Consider the following 21,655-nt stretch of genomic DNA (forward strand, 5'->3'; position numbering starts at 1 on the left):
TTGCATGTGTTAGGCCTGCCGCCAGCGTTCAATCTGAGCCATGATCAAACTCTTCAATTTAAGTTTGATTTGCTTAAACAAGTTAAGCGGTGCTCATCTGTAAAACGTCATAATGAATGTCATTATGTGTCCACTCGTGAGGCTTGATATTTTTTAAGCCCGGAGGCTTTTGATATCTGCTCTCGAGTGCCCACACAGATTGTCTGATAAATTGTTAAAGAGCGGTGCAGTCAGCGGCCGAGCCTGCTGCTGCGAGGTGGCGTATATTACGCTACTCTCTGCGTCAGTCAAGCGTTTATTTTCGCTCTGACCGACGGTGACTTTCATCACCTCAACACTGCATTCCGTAAGCCGTTGTGCCGTGTCGATGGAGGCGCATTATAGGGAGTCGTTCAGAGAGCGCAAGCGCCTTTTTTAAAGTTTTGTGTCGTTCGTCTGATTATTGCGCAAAACGCGCGTTTTTAGCGCTTTTTAATCGCCTGAGGCAGCTCGGCGATGCTATTCAGCACCCAGTCTGCGGCCGCTTCCCCTTCCGCCGTGACGGTTTTGCCGCTGCGCACCAGCACATTTGTGCCTACGCCCGCCGCTTTGCCCGCCAGCACATCTTCCGTTTTGTCACCCACCATATAGGAAGCCGCCATGTCGATATTGAGATGCTTCTGTGCTGAGAGCAGCATGCCAGGGTGCGGCTTGCGGCAGTCACACGCCTGACGATAGGCTTCCACCGGCGCGTCCGGCAGATGCGGACAGAAATAGATGCCGTCGAGATCGACATCGCGGTCCGCCAGCGACCAGTCCATCCACTCCGTTAGCTGCATGAACTGCTCTTCGCTGAACATACCGCGGGCGATGCCGGACTGATTGGTGATCAGCACCAGCGCGAATCCCATCTTCTTCAACTCCTGCAGCGCCTCGATGGCGCCGTCGATAAACTGGAAGTTGTCGATTTCATGAACATAGCCGTGATCCACGTTCAGGGTGCCATCACGATCGAGAAATACAGCCGGGACTTTATTCGCCACTGAGAAACTCCTGCTACTAAAGATGCTACTAAAATTGCCGCCTAGTATTGCATGATTGCAATAAAAGAGAGAATGGCAGATGAGATGACTTTGATTGATTTAGACGTCTGGATGCCTTACCATCCGTTCAGCTTTCGCACCGGCATTCAGCGCGAAAGGTTCCACACCACGGACAACGCAAGACGATAATAAATAACCTAATGATTAAACTCGAAAATATTACCAAAGTGTTCCAGCAAGGTTCACGCACCATTCAGGCGCTCTCGGATGTTAGCCTGCATGTGCCTGCAGGAGAGATCTATGGCGTTATCGGCTCGTCCGGCGCCGGTAAAAGTACCCTTATCCGCTGCGTTAACCTGCTGGAGCGCCCAACGTCAGGGCGCGTACTGGTCGACGGCCAGGAGCTAACCGCCCTGAGCGAACGTCAGCTGACTCAGGCGCGCCGTCAAATCGGCATGATCTTCCAGCACTTTAACTTGATGAACTCACGTACCGTCTTCGGCAACGTGGCGCTGCCGCTTGAGCTGGGCAGCCTCTCGCGCGAAGCGATTAAACAGCGCGTGACGGAACTGCTGGAGCTGGTCGGCCTGGCCGATAAGCATGACGCCTGGCCCGCCAACCTCTCCGGCGGACAGAAACAGCGCGTCGCCATCGCCCGCGCGCTGGCCAGCAATCCCAAAGTGCTGCTGTGCGATGAAGCCACCAGCGCGCTCGATCCCGCTACCACCCGCGCTATCCTCGAGCTATTGAAAGATATCAACCGTCGCCTGGGCCTGACTATTCTTCTGATTACGCACGAGATGGATGTGGTGAAGCGTATCTGCGATCAGGTCGCAGTCATCAGCCAGGGCGAGCTGATCGAAAAAGACAGCGTTAGCGAAGTTTTCTCTCATCCGAAAACGCCGCTGGCGCAGCAGTTTATCCAGTCGACGCTGCACCTCGATATCCCGGAGGATTATCAGCAGCGCATGGTGTCGCAGCCTGCTGCCGAGCGCGTGCCGCTGCTGCGTCTTGAGTTTACCGGCAAATCGGTCGATGCACCGCTGCTCTCTGAAGCCGCACGCCGCTTCAACGTCAATAACAACATTATCAGCGCGCAGATGGATTACGCCGGCGGCGTGAAGTTCGGCATTATGCTGGCCGAGATGGACGGCGCTGAAAGCGATGCCAACGCCGCTATCGCGTGGCTGCAGGAAAATCATGTGAAAGTAGAGGTACTGGGTTATGTCTGAGGCGATGATGGCTTTACTGGCGCGCGGCGTCTGGGAAACGCTGATGATGACCTTTGTCTCCGGCTTCTTTGGCTTTGTACTGGGTCTGCCGGTCGGTGTGCTGCTCTACGTCACCCGTCCAGGACAGATTCGGGAAAACCGGACGCTCTATCGCATCCTCTCTGCGCTGGTGAACATTTTCCGCTCTATTCCCTTTATTATCCTGCTGGTCTGGATGATTCCCTTTACTCGCGCCATCGTCGGCACCTCTATCGGCCTGCAGGCGGCTATCGTGCCGCTGACCGTCGGCGCTGCGCCTTTTATCGCACGTATGGTCGAGAACGCGCTGCTTGAGCTGCCGACCGGACTGATCGAAGCGTCACGCGCCATGGGTGCTACGCCGCTGCAAATCGTGCGCAAGGTGCTGCTGCCGGAGGCGCTGCCGGGCCTGGTGAACGCCGCGACCATCACGCTGATTACGCTGGTCGGCTACTCCGCCATGGGCGGTGCCGTCGGCGCGGGCGGGCTGGGACAGATTGGCTATCAGTACGGCTATATCGGCTATAACGCGACAGTGATGAATACGGTGCTCGTGTTACTGGTCGTTCTGGTGTATTTAATTCAGTTTTGTGGCGACCGCATCGTGCGTGCCGTGTCCCATAAATAAGTCAGCAATATCATTACGTCTCCATTAAGGAAGAGATATGACTTTTACATTCAAAAAGATTGCCGCTGTGGGTGCACTGATTGGCGCGATTGCGCTGGCAGGATGCGATCAAAAAGCCAAAGATCCGAACCACATCAAAGTGGGCGTGATTGTCGGCGCAGAGCAGCAGGTCGCCGAAGCGGCGCAGAAAGTCGCGAAGGATAAATATGGTCTCGACGTCGAGCTGGTGACCTTTAACGACTACGTGCTGCCGAACGAAGCGCTGAGCAAAGGCGATATCGACGTCAACGCCTTCCAGCACAAACCTTATCTGGATCAGCAAATCAAAGACCGCGGCTACAAGCTGGTGCCGGTCGGCAACTCCTTCGTTTATCCCATCGCCGGCTATTCGAAAAAAATCAAATCGCTGGATGAGCTGCAGAACGGCGCGCAGGTCGCTATCCCTAACGATCCGACCAACCTTGGTCGCTCCCTGCTGCTGCTGCAGAAAGTGGGCCTGATCAAGCTGAAGGATGGCGTCGGCCTGCTGCCGACCTCGCTGGATATCGTCGAAAATCCGAAAAACCTGAAGATCGTCGAGCTGGAAGCGCCTCAGCTGCCGCGTTCGCTGGACGATCAGCAGATCGCGCTGGCGGTAATCAACACCACCTACGCCAGCCAGATTGGCCTGACGCCAGCTAAAGACGGCATCTTCGTTGAAGATAAAGATTCGCCGTACGTGAACCTGATCGTTAGCCGCGAAGATAACAAAGATGCTGAAAACGTGAAAAAATTTGTTCAGGCCTATCAGTCTGACGAAGTCGCAGAGGCCGCGAACAAGATCTTTAACGGCGGCGCAGTGAAAGGCTGGTAATTCCTTTCCTGACACTTCTGACCAGGGCGGCGCATAGCCGCCCTTTCTTTTGCGCCGCATCCGGCGCGACTTGTTATTTCGCCGGGTCCTTGTTTCAATAACGCCACTTTTTACAACCTTGAGGATGTTGCCATGCGTTTATTTCCGCTCTGCTTGTTAGCATTGATGCTGACCGGGTGCGTTCACGAATACCACCCGATAAGCAGCGCACCCGCTCATTCGCAGCCCTCCCGCGAGCCCGCGCGCAAGCCCGCGCCGCGTCCTGCGCCGGTCAAAGTCTATACCGACGCCGCCGATTTGGTCAGCAAGCCGTTTCGCGATCTGGGCGAAGTCGCTGGCGATGACTGCCAGAGCAGCCGCCAGGATTCACCGCCGAATATCGCCACCGCGCGCAAGCGTCTGCAGATTAAAGCCTCTTACCTGAAAGCCAATGCCGTTCTGCTGCATAAGTGTGAAATCGTCAGCAGCACGCCGGGCTGCTACCGTCAGGCGATCTGTCAGGGCTCTGCGCTGAAAGTGAATCAATGAGCGCTTTCGCCTTCGAGCAGATCGGCGTGATCCGTTCGCCGTGGAAAGAGAAATTCGCCGTTCCGCGCCAGCCTGGCCTGGTGCAGGACGGTCACGGCGAGCTGCATCTGATGGCGCCCTATAACCAGCCGGAGGCGGTACGCGGCCTGGAGAGTTTCAGCCATCTCTGGGTACTGTTCGTGTTTCATCAGACGATGGCAGGCGGCTGGCGGCCCACGGTGCGCCCGCCGCGCCTGGGCGGCAATGCCCGCATGGGTGTGTTCGCGACGCGCTCAACCTTTCGCCCGAACCCTGTCGGCATGTCGCTGGTTGAGCTGAAAGCCATACGCTGCGAGAAGAATCAGGTGATCCTGCAGCTCGGCAGCCTGGACCTGGTGGACGGCACGCCGGTGGTGGATATCAAGCCTTACCTCCCCTTCGCCGAGGCGCTGCCGCAGGCCCGGGCCGGTTTCGCGCAGGCGGCGCCCGTGGCCGATATGCCGGTGCGCTTCTCGCCGCAGGCGCAGCAGCAGCTGGCGCAGCAGCAGCAGCGCTATCCCCATCTGGCGCGTTTTATCCGCGACGTGCTGGCGCAGGATCCGCGTCCCGCCTATCGCAAAGGCGAAGCAGCGTCGCGCGAATATGCCGTCTGGCTGCTCGATTTCAATGTGCGCTGGCGCGTCGATGAAAGCGGCACCGAGGTGACCGGTATCGACCCGCGCGAAAACGCGCTTTTGAGCCCGTGATCTCGCTGGTACACTAGCCGCCAACAAAACTTTTGTCAGTGACTCTCCGTTCAACTGGAACCTTAATCAATGCGTACTACTCAATATTTGCTCTCCACCCTTAAGGAGACGCCCTCCGACGCGGAAGTGATCAGCCACCAGCTGATGCTGCGTGCCGGGATGATCCGCAAACTGGCTTCAGGTCTCTATACCTGGCTGCCGACCGGTTTACGCGTGCTGAAAAAAGTCGAAAACATCGTGCGCGAAGAGATGAACAACGCGGGCGCGATTGAGATCTCTATGCCGGTGGTTCAGCCTGCTGATTTGTGGCAGGAGAGCGGTCGCTGGGAACAGTACGGCCCGGAACTGCTGCGCGTCGCCGATCGCCACGAGCGCCCGTTCGTGCTCGGTCCGACGCATGAAGAAGTGATTACCGATCTGATTCGTAACGAGCTCAGCTCCTATAAGCAGCTGCCGCTGAACCTCTATCAGATCCAGACCAAATTCCGCGATGAAGTGCGTCCGCGCTTTGGCGTGATGCGCTCGCGCGAGTTCATCATGAAAGACGCCTACTCCTTCCATATTTCGCAGGAGTCGCTGCAGGAAACCTACGACGCAATGTACCGCGCCTACTGCAACAGCTTTAGTCGTATGGGCCTCGACTTCCGCGCGGTTCAGGCGGACACCGGCTCTATCGGCGGCAGCGCGTCGCATGAATTCCAGGTGCTGGCGCAGAGCGGTGAAGATGATGTGATCTTCTCAACCGACTCGGACTACGCTGCCAATATCGAAATGGCCGAAGCGGTGGCGCCGGCTGGCGATCGCCCGCAGCCGACTCAGGCGCTGGCGCAGATCGACACGCCGAATGCGAAAACGATCGCCGAGCTGGTGGAACAGTTCCAGCTGCCGATCGAGAAAACCCTGAAGACGCTGATGGTGAAAGCGAGCGAAGAGAGCGGCCATACGCTGGTTGCGCTGCTGGTGCGCGGCGATCACGAGCTGAACGAGATTAAAGCGGAGAAGCTCGACATCGTCGCCTCGCCGCTGACGTTCGCCACCGAAGAAGAGATTCGTGCCGCCGTGGGCGCAGGTCCCGGCTCGCTTGGCCCGGTGGGTCTGGCGATGCCGATTATTGCCGATCGCAGCGTCGACAAGATGAGCGACTTCTGCGCCGGCGCCAACGTCGATGGCAAGCACTATGTCGGGATTAACTGGGAGCGCGATCTGCCGCAGGCGATCGTGGCCGATATCCGCAACGTGGTAGAAGGCGATCCGAGCCCGGATGGCAAAGGCACGCTGCAGATCAAACGCGGCATCGAAGTCGGCCATATTTTCCAGCTCGGCACCAAATACTCGGAAGCGATGAAAGCGTCGGTTCAGGGCGAAGATGGCCGCAATCAGGTGTTGACCATGGGCTGCTACGGTATCGGCATTACGCGCGTCGTCGCGGCGGCAATCGAGCAGAACCACGACGAGCGCGGCATTATCTGGCCTGCGGCGCTGGCGCCGTTCGACGTTGCGATTCTGCCGATGAACATGCACAAATCTTTCCGCGTGAAAGAGCTGGCGGAAGAGCTCTACCATACCCTGCGCGCCAAAGGCGTCGAAGTGATCCTCGACGACCGTAAAGAGCGTCCGGGCGTGATGTTCGCCGATATGGAGCTGATTGGCGTGCCGCACACGATCGTCATCGGCGACCGCAATCTCGACAACGAAGAGATTGAGTACAAAGCGCGCCGCGCCGGCGAGAAAGAGATGATCAAGCAGAGCGACATCGTCGACTTCCTGCTGAAAGCGCTTAACAAGTAAGATCCTTCCCGCCCCCGTTCTCGGGGGCGTTTTATTACAGCACTTTTCCCCGCATCGATTTGGTCGAACTGCGCCGCGCTTTGCCTTCCAGCCGCCGCTCTTTCGACGCGCGCGTCGGTCGCGTAGCGCGCCGCACCTTTTCTACCCGCGTCAGCTCCTGAATCAAATTGATCAGTCGCTGCACCGCCGCCTCGCGATTCATCTCCTGACTGCGATACTCCTGCGCTTTGATAATTACCATGCCTTCCGGCGTAATCAGATGGTGTTTCGCCGCCAGCATGCGCTGCTTGTAAAACGGCGGCAGCGAGGAGGCGGCGATATCGAAACGCAGATGAATCGCGGTGCTGGTTTTATTCACATGCTGCCCACCGGCCCCCTGGGCGCGAATGGCGCTTAGCTCAATCTCGCCGTCGGGCAGCTCGACCGTACGTGAAACTTTAATCATCTGTCACCTGAGACAATGTCGCCTCGTTTAACCTGTTCATCAACTTAACCTTTTGTGCTTGCTGTTTATGGCGCGTAGCCAGCGGATTCTGTCACTTTAGCCGCTTTCGACGCGGCGATCCTGCTTTGCTCTGGCTGAAATCCAGGAAATGCCTGTGATATAGTTCCTCAGGCAACCAGAGTATTCTTGCTCTGCTGAGGAGGTGAAAGTGCAAAAATATTGTGAATTGGTTCGTCAGAAGTATGCCGAGATCGGCAGCGGCGAACTGGGATATGTGCCCGATGCACTCGGATGCGTTTTAAAGGCACTCGATGATATTGCCGCAAATTCTGCGCTAAACTCTTCTGTCAGGGAACAGGCAGCCTATGCCGCTGCAAACTTACTGGTGAGCGACTATGTTGACGAATGAAGCTTATAGACCCATCAACTGCGATGATTACGACAACCTGGAACTCGCCTGCACGAAACGCTGGACGCTTGAGCTGACCCTGAAAAACGGGGAGGCGCTGAAGGCGAAAGCGACAGATATGGTTTCACGTAAAAACGTTGAATACCTTTCTATCGATCTCTCCGGCGAAACGCGCGAGTTGCGCCTCGATCACATCGCCAGCTTCAGCCATCCTGAGCTGGGCACCGTTGTCGTCAGCGAAGAGTAGCGACAGCGCCTCGGGCGGGATACTCCCGCCCTCTTTCCTAAGGTTTCAGCGACCCATAGTAAGCCGACAGATCCGCCATATCCTCATCGCTTAATCCAGCCACAAAGGCCTTCATGACTTCCGCCTGCCCGCCGCTGCGCTCGCCCTTTTTATAGGCCTGCAGCGCATGGTTGAGGTAAGCGGCGTTCTGTCCCGCCAGGTTGGGATAGAGCGGCATGCTGCTTTTTCCCTGCGCGCCATGGCAGGCGGCGCAGGCGGCCGACTTCTGCGCCCCCGCGTTGATGTCGCCGTCGGCCAGCGTCGGCAGCGCCGCGGCCAGCAGCAAGGCGGCCAGTAATTTTTTCATAGTTGCTCTCCAGCACGCTCATTATGTTGCCAGATCGCCTGCCAGCCGCTGTCGTCGACGGCGGCGCCTTCCCGGGTGACAAACAGACCGGGCGCGCAGACAAGCGTCTGATTGTAGTAGATCAGCGGAATACGTTCGCGCTGCCACGGCGGGATCGCCAGCTCCTGCCACAGCTTTTTGATTTCGCGGCCGCCGGCCCGGCCCGCCAGATGAAAATAGCCCTGCGCATGAAAACGTACGCTCACCTCTTCGTCCGCCTCGGGCTGGCGCAGCGCCGAGGGCGCACGGTGGGCATGCAGCACGCCGAGCCGCTGCGGCAGCACCAGCGGCGCGCGCCGATCGGACCAGAGCAGCAGCCGATCCTTTAGCGACGCGCAGCGCGGCACCCAGTAGAGCCGCTCGCGATAGCGGCGCGCCTCCGCCTCGCCAAAGCGCAAACGCGGCTGCGCGTCTTCTCGGCTCAGCATCACCTCGTGGCGCAGGCGCGTCAGCGCGGCGCGCGACACCATCGGCGCCTCCTGCCGGGCGATCCAGCGCCGCAGCAGTGCGTTCGCGCGCGTCTCGCTCATCTGTAAAAGCGGTGGAAAATGCAGGCTGCCGTCTGGATGCAGCAGAGCGGCCAGCTGCTCCGCCAGCAGTTCGTCCAGCAGCTGTTCCTGCTCGCCGCACAGCGCCGCGCTGCGCGCGCACGCGGCGGCGAAGTGCGGCCAGCGCGCCTGCAGCGTCGGCAGCAGATGCTGGCGCAGGAAATTGCGATCGTAGCGCGCGTCCAGATTGCTTTCATCGTCGACCCAGCGCAGCTGATGCTGCTGCGCGTAGGCTTCCAGCTGCTGACGCGACTGCCCGAGCAGCGGACGCAGCAGCACACGGCCATGGCGCTGATGCCGCACCGGCATCGCCGCCAGCCCGGCCGGTCCGCTGCCGCGCTTCAGCGCCAGCAGCAGCGTTTCGCACTGGTCGTCGAGATGCTGCGCGGTCAGCAGCCACTCATCAGGCTGCATCGCCGTCGTCAGCGCCTGATAGCGCGCCGCGCGCGCTGCGCCCTCAACGCCCTGCTCGCGCGCGTCAACCTGCACGCGCAGCACCTCGCAGCGTAGCTGCCAGGCTTCACAGATCGCCACGCAGTGCGCGGCCCAGCTGTCGGCGTTAGGGCTTAATCCGTGGTGGACATGCAGCGCGCGCAGGCGCGCTTGTGGATGCGTCTGTTGCCAGCTAACCAGCTGATGCAGCAGAACGGTAGAGTCGAGACCGCCGCTAAACGCCACCGCCAGCGCGGCATCGTCAGGCAACAGCGAAGCGAGATGAGACAAAGGCATGACGCGTTCCAGAATCAGGGCCGCCGGGTGCGGCCCTTGCGCGCGCTATTTTACGCCTGATAGAGCTCCAGCGGCAAACCATCTGGATCGGCAAAGAAGGTGCACTGCTTGCCGGTCAGATCGTCGATGCGGATCGGTTCGCACACTACGCCTTTTTCCGCCAGCGTCGCGACCGCTGCACCCACGTCCGGCACGGTAAAGGCCAGGTGACGCAGGCCGCAGGCTTCAGGATGACTGACGCGCGCCGGCGGTGAAGGAAAGGAGAAAAGCTCAATGGTGTACTGGCCGTTCAGCGCCAGGTCACCTTTCCACGAATCGCGCGCTTCGCGGTAAACCTCGCCCATCAGGCTGAAGCCGAGCACATCGCAGTAAAAGGCCTTACTGCGCGCATAATCGGTGGCGATGATGGCGATATGGTGAACAGAAGATAACTGCAACATGAAAAGACTCCCTGACTGTTTTGTTTATCCTGAGACGTGCGGCGGCGGCTTGCAATGCGCAATTGTCTGAAGCCGCTGCCATTTTCCATTATTTCAGCACCCGAACGCGATAATCGCCCTCTTCCGTCAGCGTCGCGCCGTGAATATCGGTCTCAAAGCCGGGATAGTGGCGCCCGATAGTGCAGAGCATCAGCAGAAAGTCGAGCACCGCGCGGCTCTCTTCGGTGATCATCTCCCCTGGCATCACCAGCGGCACGCCCGGCGGATAGGGCAGGATCATATTGGCGGAGACGCGTCCCACCAGCTGCTTCAGATCCACCGTCTCTACTTTGCCTTGCACCTGCCGCTGGAAAGCCTGATGCGGCGTCATCTTCATTTCCGGCAGCACGTCGAATGCCTTGAGCATCAGGCGCGGCAGATCGTGCTGACGGATCAGCTGGTGGATACCCTGCGCCAGCGTCTGGATGCGCATATGGCGGTAGAAGTCGGGATCTTCAGCATAAAGATCCGGCAGCATATTTTTCACCCGCAGGTTGAGATCGTAGGCGCGTTTGAACTCGGTCAGGCCGCGCAGCACGCTCATCGCCCGGGTCTTGTCGATGCCGATGCTGAACAGAAACAGCAGGTTATAGGGCCCGGTTTTTTCTACCACAATGCCGCGCTGGTCGAGAAATTTCGCCACCAGCGCGGCCGGAATCCCCTCTTCCGCCATCTCGCCCAGCTCGCTCATGCCGGGCGTCAGAATCGTGACCTTGATGGGATCGAGATACATATGGTCGGCGTCCGCCTGGGTAAAGCCGTGCCATCCCTCTTCGCCCGGCTGGATCGGCCAGCATTCAGCCTCGTCGATATGCTCCGGCTGCCAGATATCGAAGAACCAGCTGTCGGACTCCTCCCGCAGGCGCTGGATCTCCCGGCGAAAATGCAGCGCGCGCTCGACCGAACGATTGATCAGTCGCTTGCCGGGATTGCCGCGCAGCATTGCCGCCGCCGTTTCAATCGACGACACAATCGCATAGTTGGGCGATGTGGTGGTGTGCATCATGTAGGCTTCGTTGAAGGTGTGCTCGTCGTAATCGCCTTTAATATGGATCAGCGACGCCTGCGAGAAGGCCGCCAGCAGCTTGTGTGTCGACTGGGTCTCATAGATCACTTTGCCAGGCGTACGCTCGCCGCTCATGCCGCTTTTGCCGGCATAGACAGGATGGAAATTGGTATAGGGCACCCAGGCGGAATCGAAATGAATCGACGGCACCTCCAGCGTCTCCTTGATGTACCGGGTGTTATAGAGCAGGCCGTCGTAGGTGGAGTTGGTGATCACGGCGTGCACCGGCCAGCTGGCGCGCGCGGTATTCGCCACCTTCTCCTCAATGCTGGCGCGGGTGAACTCCCGCTTAGGGATGCCGCCGAGAATGCCCAGCGCGTTGCGCGTCGGCTTTAGCCAGATCGGCACAATGTCGCTCATCATCAGCAAATGCGTCAGTGACTTATGGCAGTTGCGGTCAATCAATACCGTGCTGCCGCTCGGCGCCGCATACATGCCGACGATTTTATTTGAGGTCGAGGTGCCGTTGGTCACCATATAGCTCTGCTCGGCGCCAAAAGTCCTGGCAACATACTCTTCGGCCTCCAGATGTGGGCCGGTATGATCGAGCAGCGAACCGAGCTCGGTCACGGAAATAGAGATATCCGCCTTCAGGGTATTGGCGCCGAAAAAATCGTAAAAGAGGCTGCCGACCGGGCTTTTTTGAAAAGCGGTGCCGCCCATATGGCCGGGCGTGCAGAAGGTGTACTTACCCTCTTTCACGTAGGTGAAGAGCGCTTTGGTCAGCGGCGGGGTTATCTGGTCGATATAGTCGTCGGTGTACTGGCGAATATGCAGCGCGATATCGTCCGCGGCGCTCAGCGCATATTCAAAGAAGTGCAGCGCCATGCGCATCTCGTTGATGCTGACATCCATCTGCGAATGGGTGTTGATAAAGGCGTAGAGCGGCAGGTATTCATTGAGCTGATTGATATCGGCACAGAGCGCCGGACTGTTGTGCGCGTCCCAGTCAAAGATCACGCCGCAGATGCGCGGGTTGTGCTCTACCAGCTTCAGCAGATCGTCGATGTTCGTCGGATAAATCAGCTGAAACCCCCGCTGCGTCAGCGCGGTATTGAGTTCGCGCAGCGGCTCGTCTTTGTAGAACATGCCGTGTGAACCCATGATCGCCAGAATATTCAATGCGCACCTCCCTTTTAGTGTGGCAGGGCTAAGCATAGCGAAGGATGGCGGTCAGGTGCTGTCGGAATGCTCCTCTCTGCTGTCGATCGGTAAATCAAAGGCATAAAAAAAGCGGACCGAAGTCCGCTTTTTCACCGCGCTACGCCCTTAAGCGTAGCCGTAGCTCATCAGACGCTGATAGCGACGATCGAGCAGCTCTTCGGTGCTCAGGGTGTCGAGATCGGCCAGATCGGCCAGCAGCTGGTTTTTCAGCGACAGCGCCATATCCACCGGCTGACGATGCGCGCCGCCCAGCGGTTCAGGGATAATTGAGTCAATCAGCTTCAGCTCTTTCAGACGGTTAGCCGTGATGCCCATCGCCTCTGCCGCCAGCGGGGCTTTATCCGCGCTTTTCCACAGAATCGAGGCGCAACCTTCCGGCGAGATCACTGAATAGGTGCTGTACTGCAGCATATTGACTTTGTCGCCCACGCCGATCGCCAGCGCGCCGCCTGAGCCGCCTTCGCCAATCACGGTGCAGATAACCGGAATTTTCAGGCCGGACATTTCGCGCAGGTTGCGGGCAATGGCCTCAGACTGACCGCGCTCTTCCGCGCCCACGCCCGGATAGGCGCCCGGCGTGTCGATAAAGGTGATCAGCGGCATTTTGAAGCGCTCGGCCATTTCCATCAGGCGCAGCGCTTTGCGGTAGCCTTCCGGCGCTGGCATACCAAAGTTGCGGCGAATTTTCTCTTTGGTTTCGCGACCTTTTTGATGACCAATGATCATGACCGGGCGGCCGTCGAGACGGGCAATACCGCCGACAATCGCTTTGTCGTCGGCGTAGGCGCGATCGCCTGCCAGCTCGTCAAAGTCGTCAAAAGCGTTGCGAACGTAGTCAAGCGTATAAGGACGCAGCGGATGACGCGCCAGCTGCGCGACCTGCCATGCGCCCAAATCGGCGAAGATTTTACGGGTCAGCTCAACGCTCTTTTCGCGCAGGCGCTGCACCTCTTCGTCCAGATTAATGTGTTTATCATCCTGACGACCAATCGACGTAAGCGAATCAATTTTCGCTTCAAGTTCCGCGATAGGCTGTTCAAAATCCAGGTAATTAAGACTCATAATGTTCCTGTTTTAGTCAAACTCCAGTTCAACCTGCTCCGACCCTATCAACGAACGCAGTTCGTTGAGCAGGCGATCGCTGGGCGAAATACGCCACGCTGCACCAAAGCGTAGCTTCGCTCGCGCGTCGGCTCTCTGATAGTAGAGATTCACCGGAATCGTCCCCGAGCGATGGGGCTCGAGAGACTGGCGGAGCCGGTTTAATAGCTGGTCATCAATTTGCCTGTCCGTCAGCGAGATAGCAAGTCCGCGCGCGTATTTTTCGCGCGCTTCGTCAATGTCCATGACTTCACGGGCGGTCATTTTAAGGCCGCCGCTGAAGTCATCAAAGCTGACCTGTCCGCTGACGATCAGGATACGGTCTTTCTCCAGCAACTGCTGGTATTTATCTAACGCATCGGTAAATAACATCACCTCAAGACGACCGGAACGATCGTCCAGAGTACAGATACCAATTCGGTTGCCGCGCTTGGTCACCATCACGCGGGCCGCCACCACCAGACCGGCGGCGACGGTAATTTTACCACGCTCGGTAGGATGCATGTCCTTGAGGCGCATGCCGCCTACATAGCGTTCTATCTCTTTCAGATACTGATTGATGGGATGGCCGGTGAGATAGAGGCCGAGCGTTTCCCGCTCGCCGTCGAGCTGCACCTGTTCCGGCCAGGGCGTCACGCTGGCGTAGGATTTCTCTACCTGCTCCGGCTCTTCCGCCAGTACGCCAAACATGTCCGCCTGGCCGATCGCCTCCGCTTTGGCGTGCTGATCCGCCGCCTTCAGCGCGTCGCCGAGCGAACTCATCAGCGCCGCACGGTGCGGACCGAGGCGATCGAAGGCGCCGGACATGATCAGCTTCTCCATCACGCGACGGTTAATTTTTTTGGTGTCGGTGCGCGCGCAGAGATCGAACAGCTCGCGGAAATAGCCATCCTGGTTGCGCGCCTCAAGGATCGCTTCGATCGGGCCTTCGCCGACGCCTTTAATCGCGCCGATGCCATAGACGATCTCGCCGTCGTCGTTGACGTGGAACTGATAGAGGCCGGAGTTGATATCGGGCGGCAGCACCTTCAGGCCCATGCGCCAGCACTCGTCCACCAGCCCGACCACCTTCTCGGTGTTATCCATATCGGCGGTCAACACCGCCGCCATAAACTCGGCCGGATAGTGCGCCTTCAGCCACAGCGTCTGGTAGGAAACCAGCGCATAGGCGGCGGAGTGCGATTTGTTAAAGCCGTAGCCGGCGAATTTCTCCACCAGGTCGAAGATCTTCATCGACAGCTCGCCGTCGATGCCCATGCGCTCGGCGCCCTCTTTAAATACCGAGCGCTGCTTGGCCATCTCTTCCGGTTTCTTTTTACCCATTGCGCGGCGCAGCATATCCGCGCCGCCCAGGGTATAGCCGGAGAGCACCTGGGCGATCTGCATTACCTGCTCCTGATAGAGGATAATGCCGTAGGTGGGTTCGAGCACCGGCTTCAGGCTTTCATGCTGCCACTGAATATCGGGATAGGAGATCGCCTCGCGCCCGTGCTTACGGTCGATAAAGTTATCTACCATGCCCGACTGCAGCGGGCCAGGACGGAACAGCGCCACCAGCGCGATCATATCTTCAAAGCAGTCCGGCTTCAGACGTTTGATCAGATCTTTCATGCCGCGCGATTCAAGCTGGAACACCGCCGTGGTTTCCGCGCGCTGCAGCATGTCGAAGCTTTTTTTATCCTCCAGCGGGATAGCGGCGATATCGATCGGCGGCAGGCCCTGCTTCTCCCGGCGCGGGTTGATCATCTTCAGCGCCCAGTCGATGATGGTGAGCGTGCGCAGACCCAGGAAGTCAAACTTCACCAGGCCAGCGTATTCAACGTCGTTCTTATCAAACTGCGTGACCGGATGGTTGCCGTTTTCGTCGCAGTAGAGCGGCGCGAAGTCGGTGATCTTCGTCGGCGCGATGACCACGCCGCCGGCGTGCTTGCCGGCGTTACGCGTGACGCCTTCCAGCTTGCGCGCCATATCAATCAGCGCTTTGACCTCTTCGTCCGCGTCATACATTTCCGGCAGCTGCGGCTCGACGGCGAACGCTTTTTCCAGCGTCATGCCCGGATCGGGCGGGATCAGCTTGGAGATGCGATCGACGAAGCCATACGGATGCCCCAGCACGCGGCCGACGTCGCGGATAACCGCTTTCGCCGCCATAGTGCCAAAGGTGATGATCTGTGATACCGCTTCGCGCCCGTACATCTCGGCGACGTGATCGATCACCTGGTCGCGCTTCTCCATACAGAAGTCGACGTCGAAGTCAGGCATCGAGACGCGTTCCGGGTTAAGAAAGCGTTCGAACAGCAGGTCAAACTCCAGCGGATCGAGGTCGGTGATCTTCAGCGCGTAGGCGACCAGCGAACCGGCGCCGGAGCCGCGTCCCGGACCGACCGGAATGCCGTTATCTTTCGACCACTGGATAAACTCCATCACGATGAGGAAGTAGCCAGGAAAGCCCATCTGGTTGATAACGTTGAGCTCGATCTCCAGACGCTCATCATATTCCGGCCGCTTCTCCGCGCGCACGGCCGCATCGGGAAAGAGAAACTCAAGGCGCTCTTCCAGCCCTTCCCGCGACTTCATCACCAGAAAATCTTCGGTAGACATATCGCCGGTCGGGAACTGCGGCAGGAAGTACTCGCCGAGGCGTACCGTAACGTTGCAGCGCTTGGCAATCTCTACGCTGTTTTCCAGCGCTTCCGGGATGTCCGAGAACAGCTCGCACATCTCCTCTTCGCTGCGCATATATTGCTGAGGGCTGTAGTTGCGCGGGCGTTTGGGATCGTCCAGCGTATAGCCGTCGTGGATCGCCACGCGGATTTCATGGGCGTCGAAATCCTCTTCATTGAGGAAGCAGACCTCATTGGTGGCGACTACCGGCACGCCTTCGGCGATGGCAAGCTCAACCGCGGCGTGCAGATAGCTCTCCTCGTCGGCGCGTCCGGTGCGCGTCAGTTCGAGGTAGTAGCGATTGGGAAAGTGGGTCTGATAGAAGTCGAGGCACTGCGCCACCAGCGCGCTGTTGCCGCGCAGCAGGCTGCGGCCCACGTCGCCGCAGCGTCCGCCGGAGAGCAGAATCAATCCTTCGCCCAGCTCCGCCAGCCAGTCACGGTCGATAACTGGCCCGGCGATGCCGTAGCCGCGCTGGTAGGCGCGCGAGATGAGCAGGGTCAGGTTCTGATAGCCGGTATTATTGGCGGCCAGCACCGTCAGCTGGGTCAGCTCGTCGCCCATCAGTTCGCTGGCGACTTTGAAGTCGGCACCGATAATCGGTTTGATCCCCGCGCCGTGCGCGCTGCCGTAGAAACGCACCAGCCCGCACAGGTTCATAAAGTCCGTGACAGCAAGGGCCGGCATGCCGAGCGCAGCCGCCTTTTTGACCAGCGGCCCGGTTTTCGCCAGGCCATCGACCATAGAGTAGTCACTGTGGACACGCAGATGTATAAAACGGGGTTCAGCCATATCGGTTTCCGGTTAAAACAGCGTCAGGCTATTAAAGCGTAGCTGGCTGGCCAGCGGCCAGAACGTCAGCGTCAATCAGGGCGTTGCGCACCGGCGCAAAGCTGCGGCGATGGTGCGGCGTGGCGCCGTGCTGCGTCAGCTTTTCCATATGCAGCGCGGTAGGATAGCCTTTGTGCTGCGCAAAGCCATACTGGGGAAACAGGCGATCCAGCTCCGCCATTTCGCTATCGCGCGACACCTTGGCGACAATCGACGCCGCGCTGATCTCCGCGACCAGGCTATCGCCTTTTACCACCGCCTGCGACGGCATCGGCAGCACCGGGCAGCGGTTGCCATCCACCAGCACAAAATCGGGGGCGATCGCCAGGCCAGCGACCGCGCGCTGCATCGCCAGCATGGTGGCGTGCAGAATATTGAGCCGGTCGATCTCCTCCGGCTCGGCGCGGCCCAGACTCCACGCCAGCGCTTTTTCTTTGATCTCGTCGAACAGGGCGAGACGGCGCTTTTCCGACAGTTTCTTCGAATCCGCCAGACCCTGAATCGGGTTGGCCGGATCGAGAATCACCGCCGCCGTGACGACCGCGCCGACCAGCGGGCCGCGGCCCACTTCGTCAACGCCCGCAATCAGGCGGGCATCGGGATAGATAAAATCAGCCATTGGCGATCTCCAGTACGGCGTCCGCTGCCTGTTCGTCTGCGTTCCAGCGGATCTGCTGATGCAGTTCGGTGAAGGTCGCAAGCAGCGCATCGCGTTGCGCACCGGCATGCAGCAGCGGCTCGAGCGCCGCCGCCAGCGCGTGCGGCTCGCACTCCTCCTGCAGCAGCTCTTTCACCAGCTCGCGCCCCGCCAGCAGATTGGGCAGCGAGACGTAAGGCGTTTTCACCAGCCGCTTCGCCAGCCAGAAGGTTGAGGGCTTCATACGATAGCCGACGACCATCGGGCATTTTGCCAGCATACACTCCAGCGCGGCGGTGCCGGATGCCAGAATCGCGGCGTCGCTCGCAATCATCGCCTCGCGCCCCTGACCGTCCAGCAGATGCATCGGCAATTCAGGCGCGACGTCGGCTTTGATCTGTTCGAACTGCGCGCGACGTTTCGCGTTGACCAGCGGCACAACAATTTCCAGCGCTGGATAGCGTACGCGCAGCAGCTGCGCCGCGCGCAGAAAATCGGCGCTGAGCATCTCGACTTCCGCATGTCGGCTGCCGGGCAGCAGCGCGAGGCAGAGCGCCTCGTCGCTGATACCTAGCGTGCGGCGTGCGGCAGACTTGTCCGGCTGCAGCGGCATCGCATCCGCCATGGTGTGGCCGATAAAGCGACACGGCACGTTGAAGCGATCGTAAAAGGCTTTTTCAAAAGGCAGGAAGGCGAGCACCAGATTGGTATTGCGGCCGATTTTAAAGACGCGCTTTTGTCGCCATGCCCAGACCGAGGGGCTGACGTAGTGAATGGTGCGAATGCCGTTGCGCTTCAGTCGCCCTTCCAGCCGGATATTAAAATCGGGCGCATCAATGCCGACAAAGACGTCCGGCCTGAGTTCGGTAAAGCGCTGCGTCAGGTCGCGGCCGATTTTCATCAGGCGCGGCAGACGGCCGAGCACTTCCACGATGCCCATCACCGCCAGCTCTTCCATCTCATACCAGGTTTCGCAGCCTTCGGCCTGCATGCGCGGGCCAGCCACACCGACGAAACGGGCATCGGGGTGACGCGCTTTGAGCGCGCGGATCAGGCCGGCGCCAAGAATATCGCCGGACGTTTCTCCGGCGACCAGGGCTATCGTAAGGGGACGCACTGACATGAATTAACGAATCAACCCACGCGTAGAACGAGCAAAGAAGTCGTAGAAAGGCTGTACTTCGCTATGCTGCTTTGCCAGCGCTTCAATTTCCGGCTTGGCTTCTTCCAGCGTTTTGTTGCTGCGGTAGAGCACTTTATAGGCGTTGCGAATAGCGTGCAGCGCCTCTTTGCTAAAGCCGCGGCGCTTCAGACCTTCGATATTGATACCGAACGGCGTCGCGTGGTTGCCCTGCGCGATAACGTACGGCGGTACATCCTGCGCGACGCCTGAACACCCGCCGACCATCACATGCGCGCCGATAGTGCACCACTGATGCACCGCCGTCATGCCGCCGATAATCGCAAAGTCGTCCACGGTGACGTGACCGCCCAGCGTGGCGTTGTTGGCGAAAATGCAGCGGTTGCCGATCACGCAGTCGTGCGCGATGTGCGCATTCACCATCAGCAGGTTATCGCTGCCGATAGTGGTGACGCCGCCGCCCTGCGCGGTGCCGCGATGAATAGTCACGCTTTCGCGGATGCGGTTGCGGTCGCCTACTTCAACGCGCGTCGGCTCGCCGGCATATTTCAGATCCTGGTTCACTTCGCCAATAGAGGCGAACTGATAGATCTGGTTATCTTTCCCGATACGCGTGTGGCCATTGATGACCACATGCGACTTCAGGACGGTGCCTTCACCGATTTCCACATGTGCGCCAATAAAGCAGAACGGGCCGATGTGGACGTTGGGGCCGATAATGGCCCCTTCTTCGATGACGGAACTGGCATGGATGGTGGCGGTTGGATCAATCACAGATTATGCCTCCCGGCTACGGGCACACATCATGGTCGCTTCACAGACGATCTTGCCGTCAACGGTAGCAACGCCTTTAAAACGCGTTAAACCGCGGCGGGTTTTCTCGAAAGTCACTTCCATGATCATTTGATCGCCCGGTACGACCGGACGCTTGAAACGGGCTTCGTCGATGCCGGCGAAATAGTAGAGCTCGCCCGGCTCCAGTTTACCCACGCTTTTAAACGCCAGGATACCGGTAGCCTGCGCCATCGCTTCCAGGATCAGAACGCCAGGGAAAATCGGTTTACCAGGGAAATGCCCCTGGAAAAACGGTTCGTTAACAGAGACGTTCTTTACCGCGCGCAGATACTTGTGCTCTTCAAACTCCAGCACGCGATCAACCAGCAGAAACGGGTAGCGGTGCGGCAGCAGCTCTAAAATTTCTTCAATTTTCAGAGTATGAGTTTCAGTAGTCAAAATACTCTTCCTGTCCTAAAAATCTGATGACATCAATAACACGGCCTGCACAGATCAAGATGATCCTCCGCAGGCCGAAATCGGTTCAATGGCGCCTGGCTTGCCTGCTTAACCGTTTTTATTAGCAAGCCGGTCGCATGTGGGATGGCGTTCAGTCGTCTTTGCCGACCTTCCGCTCGATGGCTTTTAAGCGCTTGCTCATGTCATCGATGTTCATCACCAGCGCTGCAGTTTTGCGCCAGGTTTTATTGGGTTGTAGCGGAATGCCTGAGGAGTAGACTCCCGGCTCTGTGATAGGACGCATAACCATGCCCATACCGGTAACGGTCACTTTGTCACAGATTTCCATATGCCCGTTAATGACGCTGGCACCGCCAATCATACAGTAACGGCCAATTTTCAAACTACCCGCCATGATCACACCACCCGCAACGGCGGTATTGTCGCCAATAACCACGTTGTGTGCGATCTGACACTGGTTGTCTATGATAACACCATTGCCGATCAGAGTGTTATCCAGAGCGCCACGATCGATCGTGGTACAGGCGCCGATCTCTACGCGATCGCCGATAATTACAGCGCCAAGCTGCGGGATTTTCACCCAATTGCCGCGATCGTTGGCGTAGCCGAAACCGTCCGCGCCGATCACGGTGCCGGACTGAATCAGACAATCCTGACCAATTTCAATTTCATGGTAAACGGTGACGTTGGCCCAGAGGCGGCTGTTATTGCCGATGCGCGTCTTTTTACCGACGAAACAGCCCGCACCGATAACAACGTTGTCGCCGAGCACCACATCAGATTCAATCACCGCGTTGGCGCCGACAGAGACATTCTGCCCCAGTTTCGCGCTGGGATCGATTACCGCGCTGGGCGCGATATTCTGTGCAGGCTGCGGTGTAGTGTCCAGCAGCTGAGCCATGCGCGCATAGGTCAGATAGGGATTCTTCACTACCAGCGCGGCCGAGTGGCACCACTCCAGATCCGCTTCCGTCAGCACCACGGCCGAAGCCTGACACTGGGCGAGCTGCTCGCGGTAGCGGCTGTTGCTGAGAAATGTGATTTGGCCGGCCTGGGCGGATTGCATAGAAGCAATGCCGGAGATGGCGAGGTCGCCATCTCCGTGCAATTCTGCATCCAACTGCTGGGCTAAATCAGCCAGTCGAATTGATGACATCGATTATTTAACCTGTTTCAGCACGTCAGCAGTAATGTCTTTCGCGTTTGCCGCGTAAGCCACCGCGTTGGCGTCGATCACCACGTCATAACCTTCGTCGTTCGCGACTTTCTTCACGGCATCCTGAATGCGGCTCAGCAGTTTGTTACGCTCTTCCATCTGACGGCGGCGGTTATCCTGCTCGAACGCCTGGGCTTTCGAAGAGAAAGCTTCGCGCTGCGACATGACGTCTTTTTCCATGCGGCTGCGTTCGCTGGCCTTCATGGTTGATCCGTCGCGCTGCAGGCGCTGCATCTTGGTCTGCAGATCGCGTTCCTGGCTCTGCAGCTCGGTTGCGCGGCCTTTGAATTCGTTTTCCAGCTGTTTAGCAACGGTCGCACGCTGCGGTAACTGTTGGAAAATGCTGGACACGTTTACCACTGCGATTTTGTCAGCAGCCTGAGCGCCTGCGGATACAGCTAAAGCAAGACCCAGTCCTGCGGCACACAACAACTTTTTCACTATAAACTCCTTACCATCAACGTTTGTGTCAGCGACACAGTGTTTGCTCCGAACCGCACTAACAACCGCGGTTCGTTAGCAAGACTTCAGCTTACGCTTCCCTG

General features: G+C 58.5%; 22 protein-coding genes. 8 read left to right on the forward strand and 14 right to left on the reverse strand.

What is annotated here, in order from left to right; all coding sequences use genetic code 11:
* Positions 1–461 precede the first annotated feature (461 nt).
* On the reverse strand, positions 462–1,022 hold the full coding sequence (gene gmhB / locus ACR6A7_RS18765; RefSeq protein ID WP_434126779.1) for a D-glycero-beta-D-manno-heptose 1,7-bisphosphate 7-phosphatase: 561 nt from the start codon (positions 1,020–1,022) through the stop codon (positions 462–464).
* A 200-nt stretch (positions 1,023–1,222) separates the two neighbouring features.
* Between gmhB and metN the strand changes: the two genes are divergently transcribed.
* The 6 genes from metN (at position 1,223) to proS (ending at position 6,794) form a co-directional block, all read left to right on the forward strand.
* Positions 1,223–2,254, forward strand: a complete 1,032-nt coding sequence (gene metN, locus ACR6A7_RS18770; protein WP_434126781.1) for a methionine ABC transporter ATP-binding protein MetN — start codon at positions 1,223–1,225, stop codon at positions 2,252–2,254.
* Positions 2,247–2,900 carry a methionine ABC transporter permease MetI gene (locus ACR6A7_RS18775; RefSeq protein ID WP_033749615.1) on the forward strand — a complete coding sequence of 218 codons (654 nt, stop codon included), beginning with the start codon at positions 2,247–2,249 and terminating at the stop codon, positions 2,898–2,900. Before metN ends, ACR6A7_RS18775 begins: the two co-directional genes overlap by 8 nt.
* 37 nt (positions 2,901–2,937) lie before the next feature.
* Positions 2,938–3,753 (forward strand): MetQ/NlpA family lipoprotein, encoded by an 816-nt coding sequence (locus ACR6A7_RS18780; protein WP_311783028.1) that lies wholly within the window; start codon positions 2,938–2,940, stop codon positions 3,751–3,753.
* A gap of 132 nt (positions 3,754–3,885) precedes the next feature.
* Positions 3,886–4,281 (forward strand): Rcs stress response system protein RcsF, encoded by a 396-nt coding sequence (gene rcsF, locus ACR6A7_RS18785; RefSeq protein ID WP_434126782.1) that lies wholly within the window; start codon positions 3,886–3,888, stop codon positions 4,279–4,281.
* A complete protein-coding gene (gene tsaA / locus ACR6A7_RS18790; protein ID WP_434126784.1) occupies positions 4,278–5,006 on the forward strand; it encodes a tRNA (N6-threonylcarbamoyladenosine(37)-N6)-methyltransferase TrmO in 729 nt (242 codons plus the stop codon). The genes rcsF and tsaA overlap by 4 nt, the downstream gene beginning before the upstream one ends.
* A gap of 69 nt (positions 5,007–5,075) precedes the next feature.
* Positions 5,076–6,794, forward strand: coding sequence for a proline--tRNA ligase (proS, locus tag ACR6A7_RS18795; protein ID WP_434126785.1), 1,719 nt, complete (start codon positions 5,076–5,078; stop codon positions 6,792–6,794).
* 34 nt (positions 6,795–6,828) lie between these two features.
* Here proS and arfB read toward each other — a convergent pair whose 3' ends face one another.
* Positions 6,829–7,239 (reverse strand): alternative ribosome rescue aminoacyl-tRNA hydrolase ArfB, encoded by a 411-nt coding sequence (arfB, locus tag ACR6A7_RS18800; protein WP_434126786.1) that lies wholly within the window; start codon positions 7,237–7,239, stop codon positions 6,829–6,831.
* A gap of 208 nt (positions 7,240–7,447) precedes the next feature.
* Here arfB and ACR6A7_RS18805 point away from each other — a divergent pair, with 208 nt between their 5' ends.
* Together ACR6A7_RS18805 and rof are read left to right on the forward strand one after the other, a co-directional pair.
* Entirely contained in the window at positions 7,448–7,648 is a 201-nt protein-coding gene (locus ACR6A7_RS18805; protein ID WP_434126864.1) for a YaeP family protein, read from the forward strand.
* Entirely contained in the window at positions 7,635–7,895 is a 261-nt protein-coding gene (gene rof, locus ACR6A7_RS18810) for a Rho-binding antiterminator (protein ID WP_033749607.1), read from the forward strand. The genes ACR6A7_RS18805 and rof overlap by 14 nt, the downstream gene beginning before the upstream one ends.
* Before the next feature lie 37 nt (positions 7,896–7,932).
* Here rof and ACR6A7_RS18815 read toward each other — a convergent pair whose 3' ends face one another.
* From ACR6A7_RS18815 to skp, 12 genes are all read right to left on the reverse strand, one after another.
* Positions 7,933–8,241 carry a c-type cytochrome gene (locus ACR6A7_RS18815; RefSeq protein ID WP_434126787.1) on the reverse strand — a complete coding sequence of 103 codons (309 nt, stop codon included), beginning with the start codon at positions 8,239–8,241 and terminating at the stop codon, positions 7,933–7,935.
* Entirely contained in the window at positions 8,238–9,557 is a 1,320-nt protein-coding gene (tilS, locus tag ACR6A7_RS18820) for a tRNA lysidine(34) synthetase TilS (protein WP_434126789.1), read from the reverse strand. Before tilS ends, ACR6A7_RS18815 begins: the two co-directional genes overlap by 4 nt.
* A 50-nt stretch (positions 9,558–9,607) precedes the next feature.
* Complete coding sequence (locus ACR6A7_RS18825; protein ID WP_033749603.1) at positions 9,608–9,997, reverse strand: VOC family protein; 390 nt, start codon at positions 9,995–9,997, stop codon at positions 9,608–9,610.
* Positions 9,998–10,085: 88 nt separating this feature from the next.
* Entirely contained in the window at positions 10,086–12,224 is a 2,139-nt protein-coding gene (locus tag ACR6A7_RS18830) for a lysine decarboxylase LdcC (RefSeq protein WP_434126790.1), read from the reverse strand.
* 147 nt (positions 12,225–12,371) lie between these two features.
* Positions 12,372–13,328, reverse strand: coding sequence for an acetyl-CoA carboxylase carboxyl transferase subunit alpha (gene accA, locus ACR6A7_RS18835; protein WP_033749600.1), 957 nt, complete (start codon positions 13,326–13,328; stop codon positions 12,372–12,374).
* A 12-nt stretch (positions 13,329–13,340) separates the two neighbouring features.
* Entirely contained in the window at positions 13,341–16,823 is a 3,483-nt protein-coding gene (gene dnaE, locus ACR6A7_RS18840) for a DNA polymerase III subunit alpha (protein ID WP_434126792.1), read from the reverse strand.
* Between the two features lie 31 nt (positions 16,824–16,854).
* Positions 16,855–17,481, reverse strand: a complete 627-nt coding sequence (rnhB, locus tag ACR6A7_RS18845) for a ribonuclease HII (RefSeq protein WP_434126793.1) — start codon at positions 17,479–17,481, stop codon at positions 16,855–16,857.
* Positions 17,474–18,622 (reverse strand): lipid-A-disaccharide synthase, encoded by a 1,149-nt coding sequence (lpxB, locus tag ACR6A7_RS18850; RefSeq protein WP_434126794.1) that lies wholly within the window; start codon positions 18,620–18,622, stop codon positions 17,474–17,476. Before lpxB ends, rnhB begins: the two co-directional genes overlap by 8 nt.
* Before the next feature lie 3 nt (positions 18,623–18,625).
* Positions 18,626–19,414: an acyl-ACP--UDP-N-acetylglucosamine O-acyltransferase gene (lpxA, locus tag ACR6A7_RS18855; protein WP_084885441.1), complete on the reverse strand. Its 789-nt coding sequence runs from the start codon at positions 19,412–19,414 to the stop codon at positions 18,626–18,628.
* A 3-nt stretch (positions 19,415–19,417) separates the two neighbouring features.
* A complete protein-coding gene (fabZ, locus tag ACR6A7_RS18860) occupies positions 19,418–19,873 on the reverse strand; it encodes a 3-hydroxyacyl-ACP dehydratase FabZ (protein ID WP_013507953.1) in 456 nt (151 codons plus the stop codon).
* 151 nt (positions 19,874–20,024) lie between these two features.
* Positions 20,025–21,050: a UDP-3-O-(3-hydroxymyristoyl)glucosamine N-acyltransferase gene (gene lpxD / locus ACR6A7_RS18865; RefSeq protein ID WP_434126797.1), complete on the reverse strand. Its 1,026-nt coding sequence runs from the start codon at positions 21,048–21,050 to the stop codon at positions 20,025–20,027.
* Positions 21,051–21,053: 3 nt separating this feature from the next.
* Entirely contained in the window at positions 21,054–21,551 is a 498-nt protein-coding gene (gene skp, locus ACR6A7_RS18870) for a molecular chaperone Skp (protein ID WP_434126799.1), read from the reverse strand.
* Positions 21,552–21,655 lie beyond the last annotated feature (104 nt).

It is taken from the genome of Pantoea phyllosphaerae (genome assembly GCF_051025595.1).
GTDB lineage: Bacteria > Pseudomonadota > Gammaproteobacteria > Enterobacterales > Enterobacteriaceae > Pantoea.